Consider the following 21043-nt stretch of genomic DNA (forward strand, 5'->3'; position numbering starts at 1 on the left):
AACCGGAGATCCTGGTGCATGCTGTTGACGCAGTCGGGTCGGAGTCGACGCTCCTCCGGCGACGGCGGACCGGGTAGCCGATCCTCCGGATGCGTGTGCAGGATGAATTTATACGTGGATGCCAAGCCGGGTGGGATTATCGAACGGGTTCTCTCACCGCGGAAGAGCCGCAGGTCGCCGTCGGCGTTCTGAACGACGGCATGCTCGTTGTCCGCGAACTTCTGCAGTTCGGCGAGGTGGGTGATGTTCACCTCGCCCGGCCGGATCGGAATGCTCTCGTTCGTCGCCAAGGCGTTGACCAGTTGTTTGGCCTTGGGCGACAGTTCGCCGAACGTGATCTCACCGCCCGGCATCCGCGAGTTGGATTTGTAGTGCTTGGCCATCTCCCGAGTGACGTCGGTCGACGGATCCGGAGGCGGAGCGGTCTCCTGATGGTGGGAAGTCGTGGCCGTCGAATTCGACGAGGGCGGAACGACATTCGTGCTGGCGGCTTGGACGGGCGCGGTTGTCGCCGGCGTATGGGAGTCGATGGCGGCCCGAGGGCCGGACGCTGGAGCGACCAGCGGACCGGGGTGACCGGGTCGCGATGTGGGCGCGCTGTTCTCGGCAGCAGGCGCGTGCCGTTCGGAATCGGTTCGATTCGAAGTCGCCTTCTGGGACGACGTGGGTGTGGTAGCCGGCGTCGATGGCATAGCCGCTGGAGTGGCGCCCGCTGCGGCGACGGGCGCGGTGGGCGACGGCGCCGCAGGAGCACTGGCTACCGGCGATGTTGTGGTTTCTGTTTCGGCAGCCGATGCTGCGAGATCGACCGTGGTCGCAGCGGTGTGCGCGGCCGGTGCGACAGTACCCGGGTCGCCGACCTGAGATTGTGGATCGCGAGTGGCATCTGTCTGCGGCACGGCATTGTCGGTGCTGGTTGTGGCGCTGTCCGGTGCCGTCGGGTCGGCATGGCTCCCACCGAATTCGGTTGTGGATGAATGGGAGTTCTCGTCGACAACACTCGATGGGGCTTCCACTCCGGTCGACGCCGCATCGATAGCTGAATCCGTTGGAGTGTGAGCGGTATCAGCATTGGCGTTCGAGGGACTGACGTCGCTTGTGGACTGTGCAGCGGGGGCCCCGGTACCGACGCCGGGATCAGTCTGTCCGGCGGGTGAGGTTGTCTGTTGTGTGCTGGCCGAATTCTCCGAGGACGCTTGGTCAACGGTGTCGGCATTTCCAGAGTTTTGGTTGGTGCCTGTGTCGGCCGGGCCGGCCTCGGTGTCAGTTCCGTTGTTCGAGCCGCTGTTGTTGCCGTTGTTCCGGCTGTCGCCTGCTCCGTTGTTCGTTGCCGTATTCGATCCGGCGTGGTCCGTTTGGGAGGGGCTTCCCGCGCGGGTGGTGTTGCCGGTGTAATTCATGGGTCCGGCGTTGTCGGTGTGTCCGCGGTAGCCGTGGATGGCGGAGGGGCCGGCGCCGGAGGCGGCGCCGCCGGTGAAGGAGCGTGGGTCGAAGTCCCATTGGCCGGTGAAGGCGCCGGTGACGAGGTAGGCGGCGGTCGCGCCGGCGAGGCCTGCGCCCGCGCCAGTGGTGGCGCCGTTGCGGGCCCCTGTCCAGCCGCCGTTGGTGGTGGGGAGTTTGCGGCCGAGGCCGAAGCCTGCGGCGCCGCCGACGCCGCCGGCGATGGCGGAGATGCCGGCGTTGAGTCCGACGGCTTTCCAGTCGTAGCCGTTGATGTGGCCGGTTGTGTTCTGGATGTGTTGGACGGCGAGTTCTTGGCTGGTGCCTTGTCCGAGTTCGACGAGGGATTCTTGGACGATTTCGTAGACGAGTTTGACGCTGATGCGTTCGAGGACTTCTTCGGTGACGTTGCGTGCGACGGTGTGGGCGATGGCTCTGGCGAGGCGGTTGCCCATCCAGGTGAAGAGTTTTCGGGCTTGGGCGATGACGATGGCGTGGGCTAGTGGTGCGCCGGGTCCGGCGGCGGCGGCCCAGGCGAGTTCTGTGAGGAGCCAGGCGCCGGCGATGTAGAAGTTGAGTTTGGCGGCTTGGAGTTGGTCGCCGCCGGAGTCGGCGGCGGCAGCGAGTTTGGTCCAGTGGTCGGCGAGGTGAGCGAGGGATCCGTTTTTGTCGGGGCCTTGGCCGTCGATGAGGGGTTGGATCCATTCGAGGATGGATTCGCCGCCGCGGCCTTGGGGGTAGGCGGCGTTGACGGTGCCGACAACGGCTTCGAGTTCGGGAACGAGGGCCTTGGCGTCATCGGCGGCGGTTTGGAGGTCTTTGCCCATTTGCCACATGAGGTCTTCGTTGCCGTGTGGCCAGTCGGCTCCGACGAGCCATTCCACGGGTTCGAGCCAGGACGGGAATCCGAGTGCCACAGCGGGTTACCGGTACTCGATGCGGAACACCCGCGCATCCACCGGCACAACCCACGGCAGATATGGGTAGGCGACAGCACTCGTCATCGAAGCCCCCCACGGCTGGTGCAACCAAACATTAGCCGACATCGCGGTGTCGACGAGTTCGACTGTGCCACAAGTAGATATAAACTACAACGCAGCAATTCGCTGTTGTTGCCGAGTGATTCGAGCTGCTTGCACCATCACGCATGATTCAGCGGAGGTGGGCACGGGCTACGGCCGGGTGCCAGGCCACGGCAGGTCTGGCGCGAGCTCAAGCGTCTTCTAGCCGCTTCGGCACATAGCCGGACAGGTATTCACCGAAGAAGCGGGCGAGGTCCGACGGGTAGGCCTGAATGCAGGACAGCGAATAATCGAGCACCAGGCCGAAGCGGTTTCGCCCGGAGTCCACGTAGCGGTACTTCGGCTCGAGCGTGTCCAGCATCTCCTGATAGAGGTCGCGCACATCGAGGAAGTCCAACAGTTCCACCAGGTCCCATGTCGATACATCGACCTGTGGGTCCTTGCTCAACAGTATCGATCGCCCGCCGGCGCTACCGCGCACACGTTCGCCTCGACCGAGAGCCTCTGCACGGTGCATGTCGATGAAATGAAAGGGGCCGGATTCCTCGACATACGCCCATTCGTTGAACCGAGGATTCTCGTAGAGCTCCCCACTGGGAAGGCGGGCCACCAGATCGGTAAAACCGAGTCCGCGGCGGGGCACTTCGTGTGTTTCGCCGTCACCGCCCCGGAGCAGCACCACATCCTCCACCGTCGAAACCCAGGCGGCAGCCTCCCGCCTGAACGTTTCCCGTTCCGGGAAGTTTCGGATGCACACGAGGTGGAACGAGCCCCAGAAGAAGCTCGCGTTCTCATTCCACGAGGCACGCATTTGGTGGTAGGGCTGCATGGACTCCGCCCATCCGTCCACCTCGAGCACGAATCGGCCACAGAATCGGCACGCCTCGTCGTCGTCGATCACTATCTGTCCTCTCGGCGTCGACTCGGTGGGGTAGGGAAGCTGGTCCGGACGGGCGACTTATGAGTGAATATTCGCCCCCGGGCCGACCGGGTCTCGACTGTACGACATCGCACCATCGAACCGGGCGCGGCAACTGGACGCGAGTCCACCGGCCCGGTAAACAATCCGGCTACCAGCCCGAATCTGTGACCCCGGTACGACGTTCGGCCGTCCACCTGGCGTGATCCTCGGCATTGTCGAAGGTCGGCGCCGCCTCCTCGGCTCTGACGCGTTCGGGAGAGTTGGGTGGTGCCATCGAGGCCGCCGGCAGCGTAGGCGCCTGACTATCGAGGTCGGGAAGGTTGTCGATGAGTTCGTGCAGCTTCGGCATCGCGGCCCGCTGATCCGCGATCGGTTGCATCAGCTCCTCGGTCTGACGCCCGACATCGGCGAGAGCGCGTTGCGCGGCAGTCGTGACAGCCTTGGCGATTTCGTCATAGGTGAGTTCGTCGATGTCGGAGGAGAACTTCGTCTCGATCACCGCACCATCGGCGTTCATCGTCACAGTGACACGTTTGTCGTTGGTGATCCCGGTCCCGGTCAGCAGAGCGCGTTTCTGCGCCGCTTCCGCGATCGCACTGATCTGCTGGCTGAAAGTGGCCAGCAGAGAGGCGGTTTCGGCTTCATTGTTCATCGAAAGTCTACTTCCCGAAGCCGTCGACGTTTTCCTGCTCGCGTTCGTCGCTACGCTTGCTGCCCGACAAGATCCCGTTGGACAGGTTGCCCATCGAGGTCGACAGCGTGCTCGTGCTCTCCACGATGTTGGTAGCCCCGGCTTCGAAACCGTCTGCCCCGTCCGCGAACTTGCTGCCGAACCGGTCATCACCCCAAGCGGCCGCTCCCGGCGCGACAGCTGCCTTACCGGCGGCAGCGATCGTATCCAACTGGTCCGCGATCGCGGCGATGTCGTGGATGACTTGTGCCAGCTTGGCGGTGTTCACTTCGATCGGCTCTGTCATCGGTTCCCCCCGAACTGTCCCACAGTGACCGCACCTGTGGCCACCTATTCGACTGTGCCACAACGAGTATGAAGGCACAATAGTCTTGGTTGCGGCCCGCGACTGCACACCCGCGCTTGCGCCAAGAGTCAACTGTAGGACTTGCGTTCATCCCTGATCGCACGAATGACCGCGGCGATCCGAGCATTGACCATCGAGATCAACTGAGCTGAATCCGCAGGGATCGCTGTGGAACTCGGTCCCGGAGTCACCGCGTATCGGCCGTCGTCTTCTAGATCCCGCCACTGGAGCCAGCGCTCGGTGATCCCGCGTGGTCCGAATTCCGAGTGGCCTTGCACCACACCTATCGATCCGACGGATGCTGTCGGCTTCGCGAGAAACTTGCTGGAACGGACCTTCGTCCGCTCATCGAAATCGTCCTCCACGAACGAGCGGCCGTAGTCGTATTCGACATCGGTGACGGCAGTCTCGATCAACGGAATCTCCGGCATCTTTCCGGCCTCGGCCGGGGGCAACGCGCTGACAATGATGTCCGCCAGCTTCAGCGGATCACATTCGGTCACCGTGAACCCTCCGCTGTGCATATACGTCTCGCCGGGCAATTGGGTGATCAGATAGCCGCGATTCGCGCGGCGCAACGCCAACATCCTGACCCGGCCGTCGGCGCGATGGGGGTCGCGCGAATCCAGACCGTTGACCACGATCCGGATATCTGGCTGGGTCAGTGCTTCGAGGACGTTCTTGAACGAGCTGTCCAGCTTGGTGCTCAAACCCTCACCAACTTCCCGTTTCTCACGCAAGTAGTCGTAATACATGGGGGTCCTACTGATGAATACGAGTGGATGGGGGAGCGTGCCGGCTTCACCGAGCGACTCCCAGATCACCACGAGCTCCAGATCGGTGAGCCGCCACGTCCGGCTCATCGTTCCACCACCGGCCGAACCACGACCGGTGCGTCGCCAAGTGCTTCATCGAGATTCTCAGTCGAATTCAGATACTGCGGGCGCTTGTGCTCTTTGCCCTGGCCTTGCCCTTGCCCAGCGGCGGCGGGGCTCATGCCCGGTGCGCCGGCCGCACCGGTGGCCCCAGCCGCGATCCCGGCACGACTCACCATGGCGTCGGCCGTCGTGATCGCTGCTGCGCGAGGGAACAATCGGGACTGGGTCGCATCCCGAGTCAGTGGAGCCGCCGCGGCCGCTCCGCCCCCAAGACCGGCTCGGGAGCCACCGCCACCACCGGCACCGCCGGCCGATGTGGGAAGTTCCGCAAGTCCGGTGGGTACCACACCGTTCAGCGCACTGTTCTCCTGAGCCGTTTCGACACCCTCCTGGGCGGCCTGCAAGCTCTCTTCGGCCGCCTGCTGCGCAGCCTCCAGTCCTTGCTCGAGAGCGCTCGAGGCATCCTCGGTCGCATCCTGCGCGGCTTCCTGCGCGCTGTTCGCTGCGTCTTCGAGGGATGAGGTGTCCGCAGAATCCGTGGCGGATGACAGGAGATTCTGGGCGGCCTCCGACGCGCTTTCGAGAGCGGAAGTCAGGTCACCGGTATCGGGCGTTGTCGGCGTCGTCGGTGTTTCCGGTGTCGTTGGAGTAGTGGGGGTTTCAGGCGTGGTGAGTTGAGGAGTGCCGCCGCCTCCTCCATTTGCGCCCGCGCCACCTCCGGTATTCGCGCCGGGTACAGCGGCAGGTGCCGGTACCTCCGGTGCGGCCTCCTGCGGTGGGAGAGCAAGACCTGCTCTGCTCTTCGGCGACTTCAAAGTCAAGAGTTCCGAATTGTACCGAATGATGCCGGCGATGTAGTAGGCATCGCAGTCCTCTTGTATGTACTTCAGTCTGCTTTCAGTTTTTCCACTCTTGTCTTGTTCAGCTGGATCCTGCGGCGTAGTCGGCATGCGCACTCGTGTCTCTCTGAGAGACGATGCCAAGTCGTAAAGTCGGCTGCTGACGTACTTCATATTGAGCGTCAGACCTTCGGTATCGGCGGTGTAGTCTTCGATGGCTTTCAACGCCGCATCTGCCCCGGCACCGGTCCAGCCCGACCGCATTTTCGGGCCATCGGAGCGGAACTGGGCGAAGCCGTTGGCCAGTTGGTTTGCCATCCACTCCCAATTCTCCGCCGCGAATGCGATCGTCCCCGCATTTATGCTTTCGCCGAGCTGGTAGAAGGAAACCCAGGGTTTGGAGAAGGCGTTCTCGGGTGGCACCGCGCGGGTGTCCGACGGAGGTTTGTGGTCACTACCGAGATTGCGTCTCTTCCTGTCCAGCAGTGGCCCATACGTCTGAACCTCGGGCTTCACCGTCTTGGCTGGATAACCGAGCTCGGGTGTCTTGCGTGGTGCTCCTGGAACAGGCACGTCGTAGGACGGCCGGTACGAGTCCGGAAGGAAAGGTTTCGGTGTGGTGGGTCGGCCTGCGGTGGTGGTGTTCAAGATGTCCTTGAACGCGTCAGTCGACTGGTTTTCGGCCTTTGCGTAAGCGAGACCGGCAGCCTTGAATGTATCGGCCATCGCATTGACGATATCGACGTGCGACTGCACTATTCGATCGAGATTGTCGGCCTGGGTGGAGAATTCCATCGCCAGCTTGGTTCCTGACCAAAAGATAGAGCTCGGGCCTGCGAACGGCTTGAGATTGTTCACATTCGGAATGTGCTGCTTGACGAGCAGTAGATATCCGAGGAGTTGGTTGCAAGAGTTCAACGCAGTGGCTGTCACCGATGAGTTGAACATCAGCGCATCGCTCGGTAATTGCGCTTTGGCTTGTAGCTCTCGCCAGTCGGTCACGCCAGCTCCCCTCGAGTGCTTCTTTTGGCTTCGGAGTTGGTCGTGCGACGGTAGCGATCATGTCTCCCCCCGCCTGTCCTGTCCCCCCGGTAGCCCGTCTTGCGTTGGCGAGCTACCTCTGGGGATTATGCCGCTCTGGCGGGGTGAGTGCCACAGGGCAGGTGGTTTCGGCATCGGCGCCGTGCGCTGGCGTCCGTAGGGGACACGGGGCAGGATCGGGTAGCTACATCTGGATGCCGAGTGGAGTGGGGAGGGTAACCGAGGTGAGCGAACGGGGAGTCCGTGCAGCGTCGGACGCTGAGGGTACTGGGGGCAGGCTGCTCGGTTCCACCGACATCGGATTCCAGCTCGGGGTGACGCCTGCGGACGACGAGAAGGCGGTGAACCGCCCAGCCGCAAACGGCGTCGACTCGGTGCTCGGTTCACAGGGGGCGTCGATTTCGGACGAGCTCGGTTCGGATACTGCGGGAGTCGGTCGTCCGGTGTTGTCGGCTCGGGAGCCACTGGCGGACACATTGATTCGTCGGCTCGGCGAGGTCGGTCCAGCGGGGTGGAGGAGGCTCGAGGCATCTGTCGCATTGGCTGGTGGCACGGGTGTGGCGAGAGTCGACTGGTTCGACCGGGAAGGTCGGGCGGTGCGTTCCGAGGTGCCGGAGGATGTGCTCGATCTGATTCGCGAGCAACGCGTGCGCGAAATCGGTTCGCTCCGTGGGCCGTGGTGGCGGATGGTCGTGCGGGCGTCGGCGGACGGGCGTTCCGAGGTCGAGTACGACTACGGCGACGAACCGTTTCCGGGTGATCAGTTGCTGACTCCCGATGCGTATCTTGCGGATCTGCAGGCGTTTCCGCGCGCCCGAGTCCCGGTGTGGTTGGCGGCCTATGTGCGGCAGGAGGATTCGCAGCGACGCTCGGCGCGGCAGGCGGCTGCGCGGGCGCGTTCGGTAGGGGTGGCTTCGGCGCGAGAGGTGGAGGGGCTGCCTGGGTTGGCGGCGGTGTGGGGACGGTGGGCAGTGCTCTCGGCCGCGTTCGTCGCGGGTGAGTCGGAGCGGGGGCCTCGGGTGTTCCCGTCGATGGGGATCTTCGAGGGGGATGGGCGTAGCGGGTCGACGTTGTATCTGCTGCCGGGGGACCGTGCCGTGTTGTCCGGCGGTGTCTGGGGGGCTCCGGATCTGGAGGTGGCGTACAACAGCACCGGAGTGCTTCCGGACTACTACGCGGGTGCTCCCGAGTGGGTGGCCAACCAGGTACTCAATCCCCGTGCGGCGAATGGGCTCTTGTCGTTCTGCTTCTGGTGGGATCGCGGGAAGTGGTATCGGGGCGAGTCGGCCGAGGTCGAGCAGTTGGCTGTCGCGATGCCGGGGATCCGGACTGCCGAGGAGGTCGTGGACGCCGTGTGTGCCGCTGGTTCCGCCGATGCGCCGCGGTCCGCTGCGGCGGTCTTGGTCGCGGCGGCGGAGGTGGGGGCGGTCACCCGCGATCTCCTGAAGGATGCTTTGGGTTCAGTCGGCGATGTCGACGGCGCGTGGTATCAGCTTTCGCTGGCGGGACTGGTCGACGCGCGCGGGTAGTCGCCGATGAACTCCCGAAGTGAATGACTCGCTGCGCGAGAATCGAAAATCCCGCCGACAAAATGTCGGACATGATCAGCGGTCATCATTTCGGCGCTTGTCGAATGCCATGAACACTTTTCAGGTATTGCGACCCGTCGGCTCGACCGTTTTGCCGCCGATGGTGGCAGAAAAGACGATGATCTATGGTGTTTTCGGCGCCGAGATGGTAGTTGTAACAACAGGTTTGGAGTCTCGTCGGTAGATGACGAGATGGAAGGGGGGAATCGTGGTCGATTCCATGGACGAGTTGGTCGATCGAGTGCAGCGACAGGTCTATCGTATGCGCGATCTGCATGACCAACTCACGCGGATCAGGGAGCGCGAGGCGTCCGAGGACGATGCGATGACGGTCGAGGTCGACGGAAATGGTGCGATGACGGCGCTGGAATTCTCCGACGCCGTCACCCGCATGACGCCGGACGGCTTCGAATCCGCCCTTGTCGCTACCGCCGCCGCGGCCGCGGCCAGCGCTTTTGCGCGCCGCGCGCAGTTGATCGAGGAGTTCAACGCCGAGGTCGCGCGGTAATGTCTCGTTAACTTTCGAGCTCCTTATGATTACCTTAAGCCTTGTAGCACAACGTTTTTCAGCAATGTATGCTGATGTCGACCATCAAATATTCTGGAGGGGACGATGGCCGTTCTGATTCGTACCGATACTGCGGCGATTTATTCTTATGGTGCCGCCAACGCTGCTATGGCTACGCAGGTGGCGGCCGCCGGCGCTGCCGATGCCGGCGCATCGATGGCGGCCGCGGTGCCGATCTTCGGTTTGATCGGGCAGGATTTTCTTGCCGCGTTCGCTGTCGCACAGGGCAACAACCTGGCATCGGTGACCGAGATCGCGGCGGTGCATGCGGGTACTGCCCTGGTATCGGCGCAAACTGTCGGCGCGGTTCAGCTCGACGAGCAGCTCGGCGCCGCCGCAATGAATTCCGTCAGGTCGCGCTGACTTTCGGTCGAATTCGTAACCGCTGCGAACTATTTCGGAGCGGGATTTTCGTTCGCAATTAGGAGCAGTGGCAATGGGGATTGATACAAACGCTTCTGTCGGGGGTGAGTCGGGCGAGATCCGGTTCGATTCGGTAGCGGCAACGAACGCGGCCGCGCAGCTGGATGCGCTGGCTCAGCGGCTCGAAAACGATCTGCGTCTCGAACAGCACGCACTTTCTCCCGCGCCGGCGGGCAGTGACGCGGTGTCTGTGCGGGCCGCGCAGACGCTCACCACCGTCGGTGAATCGTTTCAGCGCAACCTGATCGACGGGGTGCTCGAGCTACGCAAGATCGCCGCGAACCTGCGCGCACAGTCCGATCGGGTTGTGCAGAACGAGGAAATCAGTGCCGACGAGTTCCGTTCGCGGAACGTCTGACGGGACTCGCTGATGCTCGAACCGGCACCCCCGGGTTTCACCGGCCAGGTCTGGGAGGCGAAGTTGCCTCAGGATCTTTCCCGGGACTTGTCCACCGGGGCAGGCGCACGGACCCCGGCCGAGACAGGATTGGCGTGGGCGCGGCTCGGCGCCGGTCTCGGACTCGCGGTGGTGGAATTCGAGAAGATTCTCGGCGGTATCGACGGTGCGTGGCAGTCCGACGGGGCCAGAGCAACGGTCGAGAAGATTTCCGCGCTGCGGCATTGGTTCCTCGACATGGCGACCGCCGCCGCGTCGAACGCCGCGCAAGCGGAAGCACACGCCGCCGCCCACCAGGTGGCCAGGCTGGCGATGCCTGACGCAGGCGCGATCGCCGCGATCCAGTCCGCACAGCAGGCATTGGAAGCGGTGAGTGCCACCCTCGGCGCGCCGATGCTGGCGAAGGCCGCGCAGATCGACGGGGAAGCCGACCTCGCCAAGGCGACAGCCGCGCGGGTGATGCGGACCTACGAGCTCGTCACCGAGCCGTTGGCGACACCATGGGAACAGCCGCAGCCGCCGGTCATCGCGACGGCCGACGCGTTGCACGCTGAAACAACCACGGCGACAACGACACCCACCTCGACCGGCAGCATCGCCATGCCGCTCGGCCTCGGCGCACTGTCGGTTCCGATGCGGCAGACGGCATATCGTGGCCGGATGGTTGCCGCCGGGGTGACCTCGGTCGCCGCACCGGTGACTACTGCTCAGCCCGTCACCGTGCCGCAGGGTTCGGTGCCGATGGCACCGGGCGCCATAGCGGCGTCGAAGGCGGAAGAAGAGCACACGAGCCGGGCAGGTCTGTTGTCGGCGGGCGAGGGTGATTTCGTCGACGCCGGAGTGCAAGCCGCGCCCGCCGTGCTCGGTGGTTCCGCGGCCAACGTGCAGCAGGCAGCCGCACCGGCGCAGGAGGCGAGCGCGTGACGACTCTGACCACCGACGGGCTGCTGACGCTGACCGATCGGCTCGGCGTGCAGACATTGCCCACCGTGCTCGCGGTATGGCCGCGGTGGGAGACATACGACGAACTGCTGAAAGCACGCGAAGATGCGTTCGTCGAGCTGAAAGCCGATGGTTCGATCGACGCCTACGGCGAGGTCGCGCTCGAGCTGAGCGACGCGCTGACCGCACTCGCCAATCCAGAACGCGAGTTGGTCGTCCGTGTCTACGGCGAGGGCGAAACCGTGCGGATGTGTCTGGTCCGGCGTGGCGAGCACCATGCGTTCGCGATCCGGCGCGGTGACCACTTCGAGATCAGCTCGATCTGGAGCGACGGATCAGGGGCCGCGCTCGCGCGCCCGATCCTGGACGCTCTCGGCCGCTGTGACGCCGCCCAGGTGGCGAGTTTCAGCGCACCGGCGGCCGAGGTCGCCGAACGACTCGACGGTGCGACGGAGTCATCCGACTACGCCGACGCGGTATACGCCCTCGGAGTGCAGGGACGTGACGCCACGGCATACGGGTTGGCATTTGGTTCGTGCCGTTCATACGCCGAAATCGTTGCCTATGCGCACGAGGACGGCGCCACCACAAGTTCTCCGGGAGCCGTTGTCGTCTACGACACCGCGCAGGGCCGCATCGCGGCCGCTCCCGGTTCAGCCCCGGACCAGCAGGCGTGGTCGACCGTCACGCCTGGGACCGATCACCGGGTCGCGCAGGCGATTGCGGGGTTGGTCGAATCTCTGCCGGGGGGGAGGTGGATGCCCAGCTAGATCAGGGTTTCTCCACCAGAAGTAGAAGCCGGTGCTGCCGAATTCGGCGAATCGGTCCGGAAGGTCCGGAACACTTTCAGGAAGGTGCCTTTCATGGCTCAGTTTCAGGATGAAGTGAAGGCTGTCGCGGCAGCCAATGTAATGGAGACCTCTATCGCGTCCGTCCGTCGGACGTTGCAGGAGATCACGTCGTCTATCGAAGCGTCACGGCCCGGCTGGGTGGGTGACGCGCAGACTCAGTTCGACAAGGTGTCCACCCAGTGGAACCAGGAGTCCGCGGATCTGAACCAGAAGCTCGATGCGATCCACGAGGCAGTTCAGAGCGGCACCCAGGGCCTGTCGCAGATGAACCAGGCCAACGCCGCAGAGTTCACAGTTCTCAAAGTCTAATCGCAAACTTTATAAACGGAGGCAATCATGTCCGAACAGCTTTATAACCCGACTTACATCAACCCGCTGATCACTTCGCTTCGTGACGAGGTCACGAAGCTGAACACCGTCGCGGGCGAGATGGAGCACGGCTACACCGAGATGCAGAACGCCTGGATCGATCCGAATTCCGGCGAGACCAGTGAGTCCTTCACCGGTTTCAACACCGTGTACCAGGTCTGGAAGACCGACTTCAGCGACACCGCGGCTCAGCTGACCGACCTGGCGAACAAGGTGGAGACCGCGCTGCAGAACGCGACCACCACCGACCAGAAGGTCGGTGACTGGTTCATCCAGTAGCGGCCATCGGCTAGGCACCCCTTTCGAACAACCGAAAGGGGTGCCTAGCCATATCGGCGACTACTGTGCACCGGTTCGAATAGTTCATTGGAGGAACAGTGCCTGCCCAGCTGACCACCCGCGCGCAGGTCAACGGCTACCGCTTCTTATTGCGCAGGCTGGACCATGCCCTGATCCGGCGTGATGTGCGAATGCTGCACGACCCCATGCGTTCTCAGTTGCGCTCACTGGTGGCCGGCGCGATCCTCGCACTGCTGATCGTCGCCGGGGCTGCGATCATGGCGTTTCTGCGGCCGCAGGGCGCGATCGGCGATGCGAATATCGTCATGGGGAAGGACAGTGGTGCGCTCTATGTTGTTGTCCGGGACAACAACAAGAACATCACCGCGCTTCATCCGGTGCTGAATCTGGCGTCGGCCCGGTTGATCACCGGGAGTAGTGAAACGCCTACCTCGGTGAAGGATCGCAAGCTGGATTCGGCGCCACGCGGGCCTATTCTCGGCTTGCCGGGTGCGCCGGGGGCGCTGCCCGGTTCGAAGCAGAGCGAACGATCGGATTGGACGCTGTGCGACACGGTGCAGCTGTCCAAGTCGGGTAGCGCGATTTCCTCGCCCGGTGTGGTGACCACATTGGTTGCCGGCCGGCCGCACGTGAACGCGGTGATCCGCGACGCGGATCCGGCGGCGACGCTGCTGGTGAGCCGGGGTGACAAGACCTACCTGATCTACGACGGCAAGCGCGCCGAGATCGACACGAAGAACACGGCGATCGCACGGACGCTGCGGCTTTCGGAGTATCAGCCTCGGGCGGTGAGCACCGGGCTGCTCGATGCCGCGCGGGAGGTGCCCGTGTTGACCCCGCCGAATATCGCGCTGGCCGGTCAGCCGGGGCCGGGCAGGTTGAGCGACGTGCCGATCGGTGGCGTGATCAAGGTGTCCACCGCGGAGGGGGAAGCGCTGTATGTCGTGCAGGCCGGTGGCGTGCAGCGGATCTCGCCGTTCACCGCGCAGGTGATCAGGAACGCGAATTCCCAAGGGATGTCGGAAATCAAATCGATGCCGCCGGACATCCTCGATGGCATGGCGACGGTGTCGGGACTGCCGGTGAACGAGTTCCCCGACGAGATTCCGAAGATTCTCACGGCGGAGGACGCTCCGGTGGCCTGCCTGTCGTGGACGAAGGCGAAGGCGATCCCGACCAAAGCCCCGGATGCCACCGAGGCGCCCGCCGACCGGGCCGTTGTCACACTGCTGGCCGGTACCCGGTTGCCGCTCCCGGACTCGGCGAAGGCGGTGACCGTGGCCACCTCGGACGGCACCGGAGACCGGATCGACGGTGCGTACATCCCGCCGTCGTCCGGCGAGTTCATCCAGATCACGGGAATCAGCTCGGGCAGCCCGCGACGTGGCAGTTTGTTCTACGTCGCCGACAACGGAATCCGTTACGGCATCCCCGATCTCGATACCGCCGAAGTCCTCGGCCTCGGACGTACCCCGAAGCTGGCTCCGTGGGAGATCGTCGGCCAGCTCGTGCCGGGAGCGACGCTGTCCAAGCAGTCGGCCCTCACGAAATACGACTCCCTGCCCACCGGCAGCTGAGCCCGTCGACACAACAGAGCCCGTCCAGCCGACCCGGCCGGACGGGCCCTGTTGTCTGCAGGGGACCGCTCAGGCCCCGAGATAGTACTGCTCGGTGGGCGTGGTGACCAGGGTGGCGGTGGCCTTCGAGGCGGGGGTATGCACGGTGATCGTGGTGGCCGACCGAGGATCCTGGATGATGGTGACATCGACTTCCGGCCTCGGTACCGAGGTGAATTCGCGGGCGATATTCACAACGGTCGCCGATCCGGGAGGTGCGGAGGCCGGAACACCGTCGAACACGATGACGATCGCGGGCGCGTGTGGTCCGCCGCCGGCGGGCGTCACCCGGGCACCCGCATTGCGCGGTGCCAACGTAAGAGCGTTCGGCGCACCGACATTGGCGACCATCGTGTGCCACGCGGCCGGACGATCCGTGTGGACGATCGCACCGGCTCCGAGCGCGATCGCGCGCAGAATCACTTGCTGGGCCAGATAGAGGTTGCCGACGATCTCGATCCGGCGGCTGCCGACACCGACCAGCGGAATGGCGACGCCCCGGCCCGAGCTGTCGGCACCGATCAGCTGCCCGCATCCGGTGGTGGGGATGCTGAGGTCGGCGAGCGCGTCGAGCCCACCCCGATAGCCCACCGCCCCGGTGTCGCGGCTGCCGATCGGCAGGCTGTCGGCCAAGGCCCAGAGCTGACGGCGGGGCAGCGGTCGCAGGCCCGCCAGCGGTACTTCCTCGAACTCGGTATAGGTGTCGTAGCGAACTCGCGCGTCCACTTCGATCATCCTGCGCCGCTGCCCGAGTCGGGCCCGGGTGTCGTCGCCGGACAGCAGCCGTACCATCACCGTTGTCGCCAGACTCGGCACCGCCCACACCCGCGCGAAGCCGTCGGCGGTGATGAGTTCGTCGCCGATCTGGTAGCTCGTCAGAAATACGTCGGCTTGCTCCAGGGTGTCGGGGCGTTCGTCGAACTGGTCGATCGCGATGCCGCGACTGAGTTCCCTGATCGCGACGCTCATGTCGGCCGAGGTCAGAATCGCGGCCTTGATGCCGTTGGTCGCGAGCCGGTTGGCCACCCGCAGGGTCGCGATGATGGCCGCGCGCAGCGTGCCTTCGTGTCCGCTGCCCCGGTTGGCGATGGCCTCGGCGTTGGCCAACGGATCGAGGCGGAGCACGATCCACATGGTGCGCTGGGCGATGGCGGGCAACGGGCCGAGGATCTGGTCGTACATGCGGCCCAGCGGTGCCACCTGGGCGGCGTACCCGGTGAGCACGGCGTCGGTGCTCGTGGTCCGAGTCCCGGTGCTCACCACATCGATGGAGTCGAGCGCGATATCGAATTGCCGTAGGCAATGGGCGATTTCGGTGAGCGGCAGCACCTGATCGGTGCTGAGCGAACCACGGTCGAGCAGGGTCAGCGTGTCCGGCGGCGAGTCCACGCGCAGCATGGTGACCAGGCATCGGCCGTCCCAGCGCACACCGGCGCTGCCGCCGTCGGGTAGTGGAACGTCGAAGGTCGAATCCTGTTCGATGATGGTACGGGTGCGCCGGCGCCACCGGTAGTGGACCCAGGCGCCGATCCGCAGACCGATCGGCACCCCGCGCACCGGAGCGAATCCGCAGGCGGCCACCACGAGGCAGACGATCATCGTCGCCCACCACGGCGCGTCGAGCGCGATCGAGATCAGCGATGCCGCGACCTCGATGAGGGCCATCGGGATGACCAAGCCCAGTGGTAGGTGCCGAAACAACCAGAACTCCTGCGAGCTCAACCCGGCGGTGCCGGGCTCCTCGGGTTCCGGCTCCTGGGATGTCCGGTCTTCTGACAGCTGCTGAATACTCACCGATCTCCCCCGACCCGAGCGCATCACCGACAGCTGTGCGCTCGTCTGCCTATCTCAGTTGGTGTCCGCGCAGGTCGATCCCGAGCCGCGCGGGTGCGCCGCGCGCTAGTTCGCCGAAAACCCCAGCGAGGCCAGCAGCCCGTCCAGAGCCACCGCCATGTCGGGTTCCTCGATGCGCATCAAAACCGAGTCGTCGACGTCGGCCAGGTCGAGGGAATCGTCGTTGGCGAGCCGGAACTCGCGTTCTTCCTCGGCCGCCTCGACGACATTGCGGATGAAACGGCCGTTGCCCGCGAGGTCGACACCGCGGCGAGGCTGGCCGCTCTGATCGGTGCTGTGTGTTTCGTACAGATCCCGGCAGGCGAGGACCAGTCGGTTGAGCGCGCCTTCGGAGAGCGTGGAGTCACGTGACGCCGCGATCACCTCACCGATCTGACCGAGCTCTTCCGGTGTGTAGGACGGAAACTGCAACCGCTTCGAAAAGCGCGATGCCAGACCGTCGTTCGCGGCGAGGAAGCGGTCGATCTCGCCGTCGTAGCCGGCGATGATCACCACGAGCCGGTCGCGGTCGTTCTCCATGCGGGCCAGCAGGGTGTCCACGGCCTCACGTCCGAAGGCGTCACCGCCGGACAGGCCGGTCTGGATGAGCGTGTAGGCCTCGTCGATGAACAGCACGCCGTCCATCGCGCTGTCGATCACCTTCTCGGTCTTGAGCGCGGTGCCGCCGAGATTCTGGCTGACGAAGTCGACGCGCTTGGCCTCGACGACCTTGTCGGTCTTGAGAATGCCTACGCCGCAATAGATCTTGGCGACGACCCGCGCGATGGTGGTCTTGCCGGTTCCCGGTGGACCGGTGAACGCGAGATGCTGTCCGCGAGGCGCACTCGACAAACCCTTCTCCGCGCGGATCCGGGCCAGCTGGGCGGTGGACTGCAGCTTGGCGACCTGCGTTTTGACCGAGGCCAGCCCGATCTGTTTGGTCAGTTCGGCACGCGCCTCAGCGAGCACGGACTTGGCCCGATCCTGGATTTGCGCGTCCTCGAGATCGGACATCGACGGCGCCGAGGCCGGATCCCACTTGTCGGTCCTCGCTTCGAGGGCCTCGCGGGTGGTCACCGTGAGCCGGTAGGTCTTGTCCCGCATGGCAGCGGTGTTGGCCTCGAAGTCCGGTGCCTGCGAATAGACCTGCTCGAAAAGTTTCTGCGCTTCCTCGGCCTTGCCGGATTCCCGCAGGCACAGGCCGCGACAGAACATGGCGGTGGTGCGGGCCGCGGGAATGGGGCCCGCCTCGGCTTGCTCGAGCCGCCGGATGGCCTCACCGAACAAACCGAGTTGCGCACAGGCCGAACCGACCATGACGTGCGCGCCCGCGGCCAGATACGGGTCGTCCCATTCGGCGGATCCTGGCAGCACCGACATCACGTCGGACCAGCGTTGCGTCTGGTAGTGCAGGACGCCGCGGATGTAGGCGCAGATCCGGTCGTCGGCGGTTTTGTCGGGATCGGCCGGTTTCGCGGCCCGATGCGCGGCCAGTTCGTCGAGGACCCGCTCGGCGTCGCCGTACTGCTTGTCCGCGATCAGATGTGCCGCGTAGGCGAGCCAGATCTCGGTGAAGCTCGACAGCGGGTAGTCGATGTAGAGACCGGGTGTGAACCGGCCCGCGAGCTGACGCGGCGCCAAACCGACCCTGCGCTGCTCGCGATTGAGTGAAATGGTGCTCGTCCGGTGCAGATTGACGAGTACTTCCTGGGTGAGTTCGCCTGCGGCGGCGCGGCCCAGCCAGGCGTCGCACATTCCGTCGTCCCATTCGGTGGCTCGCGTGAATGCCAATCTCGCGTACTCGAGGTCGCGGCTGGATTCCTGTCCGTCGATGCTCAGGCCGAGCGATAGGACCCCCGCGTCGAATGCCCGTTGTGCCTGGCGAATATCAGCCATCCGCGCTTCCCCCGAAATCTTTGTTCCCCGTGTAGCTTTCGCCACTGTAGCGTCCGAACGTCGTGGCCGTGCACCGACTCGAACGGTCGGATACATTATGAACGATTGCCCGATTCGGGCAAACCTGACATGCAGGGGGAGTAGTTAGCAAGTGTCAGCACAATCGAGCGGTGGCCTGGGAACCACCGAACCCGAATTGTGCCGTGTGTCCGTCATCGGGGGAAACACCCAGCTCGACGTCGGCCTACCGGCAAATGTTCCGATCATCGCATTCATCGACGACCTGGTGGCCCTGATCGAGTCACGGGATCCGCAGCAGCCCGATCAGGAGGACGGCGCGGCGCCGTTGGAGGCGCGTCACCACACGCTCGCCCGGCTCGGCCGCGACGCGCTCGCGCCCAACCAGACACTGTCCGAGGCAGAGGTTTTCGACGGTGAGCTGCTGGTGTTGCGGTCGGTAGCCTCGACCGAATCGCCGGCGTTGTTCGACGATGTCATCGATGCCGTTTCCCGGCTGACCGCCGAGGTGTTCCATGGCTGGTCGGCCGACGCGGCGCGGCTGGTCGGCTTGGTCCTCGCCGCGATCGCGATCGTCGCCGGTCTCGGGCTTTCCGCGCTGACCCGTGGCCAGGGCGCCGACCTGATCGCGCCGATCATGCTGGCCGGTGGGGCGATCGGCTCGCTGGTCGCCGCGGTGATCGCTGTGCGCAAGCTCGGTGCCGAGTTCGTCGGCGCCATGCTGGTGCTGTACACGCTGCTGCTGGTTTTCGGGACGGGCGCGCTGATCGTGCCGGGAGCCCTTGGCGCGCCGCACGTTCTGCTCGGCTGCACAGCCACTTTCGTCGCCGCGATCGGCTGCTATCGCCTCGCGCGGGTGGGGACGACGATGATCGCCGCGGCCGGGACCGTGAGTGCGCTCGGTGCCGTCGCGGCCGCGGTCCGGTTGTTCTGGGAGCCGAGTCTCGACTCGATCGCCGCCGGGCTCGTGGTCGGTGCGACTGTGCTCTTCTCCGCGGCGGCGAGGCTGGCGGCGGGCTTCGCCAAGCTGCCCATCCCACCAGTCCCCACGGCCGGCGCGGCGATCGACCCGGCCGACCACGAGCCGCGCCCGACGATCGAGGGCATCGGCGCGATCGGTGCGACCGTGCTGCCCTCGGCGACCGGCCTCGGCCTCAGAGCCCGATACGCCAACAACTTTCAGACCGGAATCGTCGCCGCCGCCGCGTTCGTCGCGGCAGCGGCCGCAGTCGTCGCGGCCGACCCGTTCGGTGACGCGGGGCGCCCCGGAATCGCCCTGGCGGTTGTCACCGCGACGATCCTCTGCCTGCGTGGCCGCTCGTTCGCGGACCTGGCCCAGGCATGCGTCATGATCACCGCCGGTTGCCTGAGCTTCATCGCGCTGATCGTCACGCTGGCGCTCGGCGACTCGGACATGCTGCTGACCTCGGTCGGGTTGCTGCTGTTGTTCGCGATCGGCTCGGTGGTGTTCGGTGTCCTCGGGCCGCACACCGAGGCGACCCCGCCGACGCAGCGCGCCATCGAGATCTTCGAATACATCCTGATCATCTCGATGGTGCCGCTGGTGGTGTGGATCATGGATGTGTATTCGATCGCCCGAAATCTATGACGCGCCGAGTACCCGCACGCCGCACAAGAGTGCGAATGATTTGTGCGGCAGCACTTCTCGTGGCATCGACACCGATCGTGGCGCAGCTCGGCGGACAGCAGGCCGCCGCCGCACCGCTGTTGCCGACGATTCTGCCGCCCGGAATCGACTCCGCCGCGCTCGGTGTCGCCCAGGACATCAGCGGACGGGCCGCACCGCTCGAACCGACGGAGCAGCGAACGGTCTGCGCTCAGCCCCGCCTGATCGGCTCACCGCCGAAGGAAGCACCTGTCGCGCAACGTGTTCTCGACCTCGAGTCGGCCTGGCAGTTCAGTCGAGGTGCCGGTCAGAAGGTCGCTGTCATCGATACGGGAGTCAATCGGCATCCGCGTCTGCCAGCCCTGCAGAGCGGTGGGGACTATGTCGCCGATTCCGACGGAACAGTGGACTGCGACGGTCACGGCACCCTGGTCGCGGGCATCATCGCCGCGCGGCCGAGCCCGGACGACGCCTTCGTCGGGGTGGCGCCCGAGGCCGAGATCCTGACCATCAGACAGCTCAGTCTCGCGTACCAGGCCAAGAACAAGCGGGGCGACCCGCCACCGGGCACCATCGACGACTCCGGCTACGGAAACGTGCTCACGCTGGCGGGGGCGGTCGTGCGCGCTGTCGATTTCGGTGCGACGGTCATCAATATCTCCGAGGTCGCCTGTGCGGCGGCCGGTAGCGACACCGCCGACGGCGCGCTCGGTGCCGCCGTTCGTTACGCCTACGAGCGCAATGTGGTGGTGGTCGCGGCCGCCGGAAATGTGCAGAGCGACGGTGGGTGTGCGGCGCAGAACGACGGCACCGGCTGGGGGAGCGTGAAGACGATCGCGAGCCCGGCCTGGTTCTCGCCGTATGTGCTCGCGGTCGCGTCGGTGGATCCGAGCGGGGCACCGTCGGAGCTGTCGCTCAACGGCCCGTGGATCGGTGTCGCCGCGATCGGCAGGCAGATCGTTTCCCTCGACAGCAAGCCGGGCGGTACCGGATTGGTCGATGCCGTCGAGACATCGGAGGGACCGGCCACGATCGAGGGGACAAGTTTCGCCGCACCTTATGTCGCCGGCCTGGCGGCGCTGGTGCGGGCGAGGTTTCCGCATCTGACTGCGCAGCAGGTCATCGACCGGATCGTCCGGACGGCGCACCAGCCGGGTGCGGGCCGCGACGACCGGATCGGTGCGGGCCTCATCGATCCGACCGCCGCACTGACCGACCAGTTGCCCGATCTGCCGATCAGCGCGAACGCGCAGAGCCCGCAGGCGTATGTGCCGCCGCCGCCACCCGCGGCCGAGAGCCCATGGCCTCGGCGCATCGCTGTCTTCGGGTCGTTGGCCTGCCTGAGCGGTCTGGTGATCGGCTTCGCGGCCGCGGCGCCGTACCGGCGTAGGCAGGCGAATGAGCAACTGCCCGAATTTGATTCGTAACCCGGAGG

The 21043-nt window shown here is 65.2% G+C and carries 20 protein-coding genes and 1 pseudogene; 13 read left to right on the forward strand and 8 right to left on the reverse strand.

Translation table 11 applies throughout. The annotated features are described in order from the left end of the window. The first annotated feature begins 243 nt into the window (after nucleotides 1-243). Both LDL21_RS29880 and LDL21_RS24415 read left to right on the forward strand, forming a co-directional pair. The gene (locus tag LDL21_RS29880) at nucleotides 244-372 is read left to right on the forward strand and encodes a hypothetical protein (RefSeq protein ID WP_255675418.1); all 129 of its coding nucleotides are present in this window, start codon (nucleotides 244-246) and stop codon (nucleotides 370-372) included. A gap of 1127 nt (nucleotides 373-1499) precedes the next feature. Further along, nucleotides 1500-1943 (forward strand): hypothetical protein, encoded by a 444-nt coding sequence (locus LDL21_RS24415; protein ID WP_225281905.1) that lies wholly within the window; start codon nucleotides 1500-1502, stop codon nucleotides 1941-1943. A gap of 33 nt (nucleotides 1944-1976) precedes the next feature. On the opposite strand, the pseudogene LDL21_RS30270 reads toward LDL21_RS24415, so the two are convergent. The 6 genes and pseudogenes from LDL21_RS30270 to LDL21_RS24445 all read right to left on the reverse strand — a co-directional run. After that, nucleotides 1977-2276 (reverse strand): annotated as a pseudogene (locus LDL21_RS30270) (WXG100-like domain-containing protein); the annotation flags it as partial. A gap of 376 nt (nucleotides 2277-2652) precedes the next feature. Beyond that, complete coding sequence (locus tag LDL21_RS24425) at nucleotides 2653-3363, reverse strand: hypothetical protein (RefSeq protein ID WP_225281907.1); 711 nt, start codon at nucleotides 3361-3363, stop codon at nucleotides 2653-2655. A gap of 169 nt (nucleotides 3364-3532) precedes the next feature. Then, nucleotides 3533-4036 (reverse strand): YbaB/EbfC family nucleoid-associated protein, encoded by a 504-nt coding sequence (locus tag LDL21_RS24430; RefSeq protein ID WP_225281908.1) that lies wholly within the window; start codon nucleotides 4034-4036, stop codon nucleotides 3533-3535. Between the two features lie 7 nt (nucleotides 4037-4043). After that, nucleotides 4044-4361 (reverse strand): WXG100 family type VII secretion target, encoded by a 318-nt coding sequence (locus LDL21_RS24435; protein WP_225281909.1) that lies wholly within the window; start codon nucleotides 4359-4361, stop codon nucleotides 4044-4046. A gap of 128 nt (nucleotides 4362-4489) precedes the next feature. Then, complete coding sequence (locus LDL21_RS24440) at nucleotides 4490-5284, reverse strand: ESX secretion-associated protein EspG (RefSeq protein WP_225281910.1); 795 nt, start codon at nucleotides 5282-5284, stop codon at nucleotides 4490-4492. Further along, entirely contained in the window at nucleotides 5281-7140 is a 1860-nt protein-coding gene (locus tag LDL21_RS24445) for a hypothetical protein (RefSeq protein WP_225281911.1), read from the reverse strand. The genes LDL21_RS24440 and LDL21_RS24445 overlap by 4 nt, the downstream gene beginning before the upstream one ends. A 635-nt stretch (nucleotides 7141-7775) precedes the next feature. Here LDL21_RS24445 and LDL21_RS24450 point away from each other — a divergent pair. The 9 genes from LDL21_RS24450 to eccB all read left to right on the forward strand — a co-directional run bounded on the left by LDL21_RS24450 (nucleotide 7776) and on the right by eccB (nucleotide 14195). Beyond that, on the forward strand, nucleotides 7776-8708 hold the full coding sequence (locus LDL21_RS24450) for a hypothetical protein (protein WP_225281912.1): 933 nt from the start codon (nucleotides 7776-7778) through the stop codon (nucleotides 8706-8708). A gap of 268 nt (nucleotides 8709-8976) precedes the next feature. After that, nucleotides 8977-9276, forward strand: a complete 300-nt coding sequence (locus tag LDL21_RS24455) for a YbaB/EbfC family nucleoid-associated protein (protein WP_225281913.1) — start codon at nucleotides 8977-8979, stop codon at nucleotides 9274-9276. Nucleotides 9277-9381: 105 nt separating this feature from the next. Then, the gene (locus LDL21_RS24460; protein ID WP_225281914.1) at nucleotides 9382-9699 is read left to right on the forward strand and encodes a hypothetical protein; all 318 of its coding nucleotides are present in this window, start codon (nucleotides 9382-9384) and stop codon (nucleotides 9697-9699) included. Between the two features lie 73 nt (nucleotides 9700-9772). Continuing rightward, nucleotides 9773-10117, forward strand: a complete 345-nt coding sequence (locus LDL21_RS24465; protein ID WP_225281915.1) for a PE family protein — start codon at nucleotides 9773-9775, stop codon at nucleotides 10115-10117. Between the two features lie 12 nt (nucleotides 10118-10129). Then, on the forward strand, nucleotides 10130-11080 hold the full coding sequence (locus tag LDL21_RS24470; protein ID WP_225281916.1) for a PPE domain-containing protein: 951 nt from the start codon (nucleotides 10130-10132) through the stop codon (nucleotides 11078-11080). Next, nucleotides 11077-11868 carry an ESX secretion-associated protein EspG gene (locus LDL21_RS24475; protein ID WP_225281917.1) on the forward strand — a complete coding sequence of 264 codons (792 nt, stop codon included), beginning with the start codon at nucleotides 11077-11079 and terminating at the stop codon, nucleotides 11866-11868. Before LDL21_RS24470 ends, LDL21_RS24475 begins: the two co-directional genes overlap by 4 nt. A 93-nt stretch (nucleotides 11869-11961) precedes the next feature. Further along, nucleotides 11962-12258, forward strand: a complete 297-nt coding sequence (locus LDL21_RS24480) for a WXG100 family type VII secretion target (protein WP_181699421.1) — start codon at nucleotides 11962-11964, stop codon at nucleotides 12256-12258. 27 nt (nucleotides 12259-12285) lie between these two features. Then, nucleotides 12286-12597, forward strand: coding sequence for a WXG100 family type VII secretion target (locus tag LDL21_RS24485; protein WP_181699419.1), 312 nt, complete (start codon nucleotides 12286-12288; stop codon nucleotides 12595-12597). 98 nt (nucleotides 12598-12695) lie between these two features. Next, nucleotides 12696-14195, forward strand: a complete 1500-nt coding sequence (gene eccB, locus LDL21_RS24490; RefSeq protein ID WP_225281918.1) for a type VII secretion protein EccB — start codon at nucleotides 12696-12698, stop codon at nucleotides 14193-14195. A gap of 69 nt (nucleotides 14196-14264) precedes the next feature. Here eccB and eccE read toward each other — a convergent pair whose 3' ends face one another. Both eccE and eccA read right to left on the reverse strand, forming a co-directional pair. Then, nucleotides 14265-16028, reverse strand: coding sequence for a type VII secretion protein EccE (eccE, locus tag LDL21_RS24495; RefSeq protein ID WP_225281919.1), 1764 nt, complete (start codon nucleotides 16026-16028; stop codon nucleotides 14265-14267). Nucleotides 16029-16133: 105 nt separating this feature from the next. After that, complete coding sequence (gene eccA, locus LDL21_RS24500; protein WP_225281920.1) at nucleotides 16134-17963, reverse strand: type VII secretion AAA-ATPase EccA; 1830 nt, start codon at nucleotides 17961-17963, stop codon at nucleotides 16134-16136. 151 nt (nucleotides 17964-18114) lie between these two features. Between eccA and eccD the strand changes: the two genes are divergently transcribed. Beyond that, nucleotides 18115-19590: a type VII secretion integral membrane protein EccD gene (gene eccD / locus LDL21_RS24505; RefSeq protein WP_225281921.1), complete on the forward strand. Its 1476-nt coding sequence runs from the start codon at nucleotides 18115-18117 to the stop codon at nucleotides 19588-19590. Beyond that, complete coding sequence (gene mycP / locus LDL21_RS24510; RefSeq protein WP_225281922.1) at nucleotides 19587-21035, forward strand: type VII secretion-associated serine protease mycosin; 1449 nt, start codon at nucleotides 19587-19589, stop codon at nucleotides 21033-21035. Before eccD ends, mycP begins: the two co-directional genes overlap by 4 nt. The last annotated feature ends 8 nt before the right edge of the window (nucleotides 21036-21043 follow it).

The sequence above is a fragment of the Nocardia rosealba genome (genome assembly GCF_020216065.1).
Lineage (GTDB): Bacteria > Actinomycetota > Actinomycetes > Mycobacteriales > Mycobacteriaceae > Nocardia > Nocardia rosealba.

Bases quoted from the DNA above. Each gene is read 5' to 3' on its own strand.
- LDL21_RS24480 (WP_181699421.1), top strand. From the start codon at position 11,962: ATGGCTCAGTTTCAGGATGAAGTGAAGGCTGTCGCGGCAGCCAATGTA.
- LDL21_RS29880 (WP_255675418.1), top strand. From the start codon at position 244: ATGTTCACCTCGCCCGGCCGGATCGGAATGCTCTCGTTCGTCGCCAAG.
- LDL21_RS24485 (WP_181699419.1), top strand. From the start codon at position 12,286: ATGTCCGAACAGCTTTATAACCCGACTTACATCAACCCGCTGATCACT.
- LDL21_RS24460 (WP_225281914.1), top strand. From the start codon at position 9,382: ATGGCCGTTCTGATTCGTACCGATACTGCGGCGATTTATTCTTATGGT.
- mycP (WP_225281922.1), top strand. From the start codon at position 19,587: ATGACGCGCCGAGTACCCGCACGCCGCACAAGAGTGCGAATGATTTGT.
- LDL21_RS24440 (WP_225281910.1), bottom strand. From the start codon at position 5,284: ATGAGCCGGACGTGGCGGCTCACCGATCTGGAGCTCGTGGTGATCTGG.
- LDL21_RS24435 (WP_225281909.1), bottom strand. From the start codon at position 4,361: ATGACAGAGCCGATCGAAGTGAACACCGCCAAGCTGGCACAAGTCATC.
- LDL21_RS24470 (WP_225281916.1), top strand. From the start codon at position 10,130: ATGCTCGAACCGGCACCCCCGGGTTTCACCGGCCAGGTCTGGGAGGCG.
- LDL21_RS24430 (WP_225281908.1), bottom strand. From the start codon at position 4,036: ATGAACAATGAAGCCGAAACCGCCTCTCTGCTGGCCACTTTCAGCCAG.
- eccA (WP_225281920.1), bottom strand. From the start codon at position 17,963: ATGGCTGATATTCGCCAGGCACAACGGGCATTCGACGCGGGGGTCCTA.
- LDL21_RS24465 (WP_225281915.1), top strand. From the start codon at position 9,773: ATGGGGATTGATACAAACGCTTCTGTCGGGGGTGAGTCGGGCGAGATC.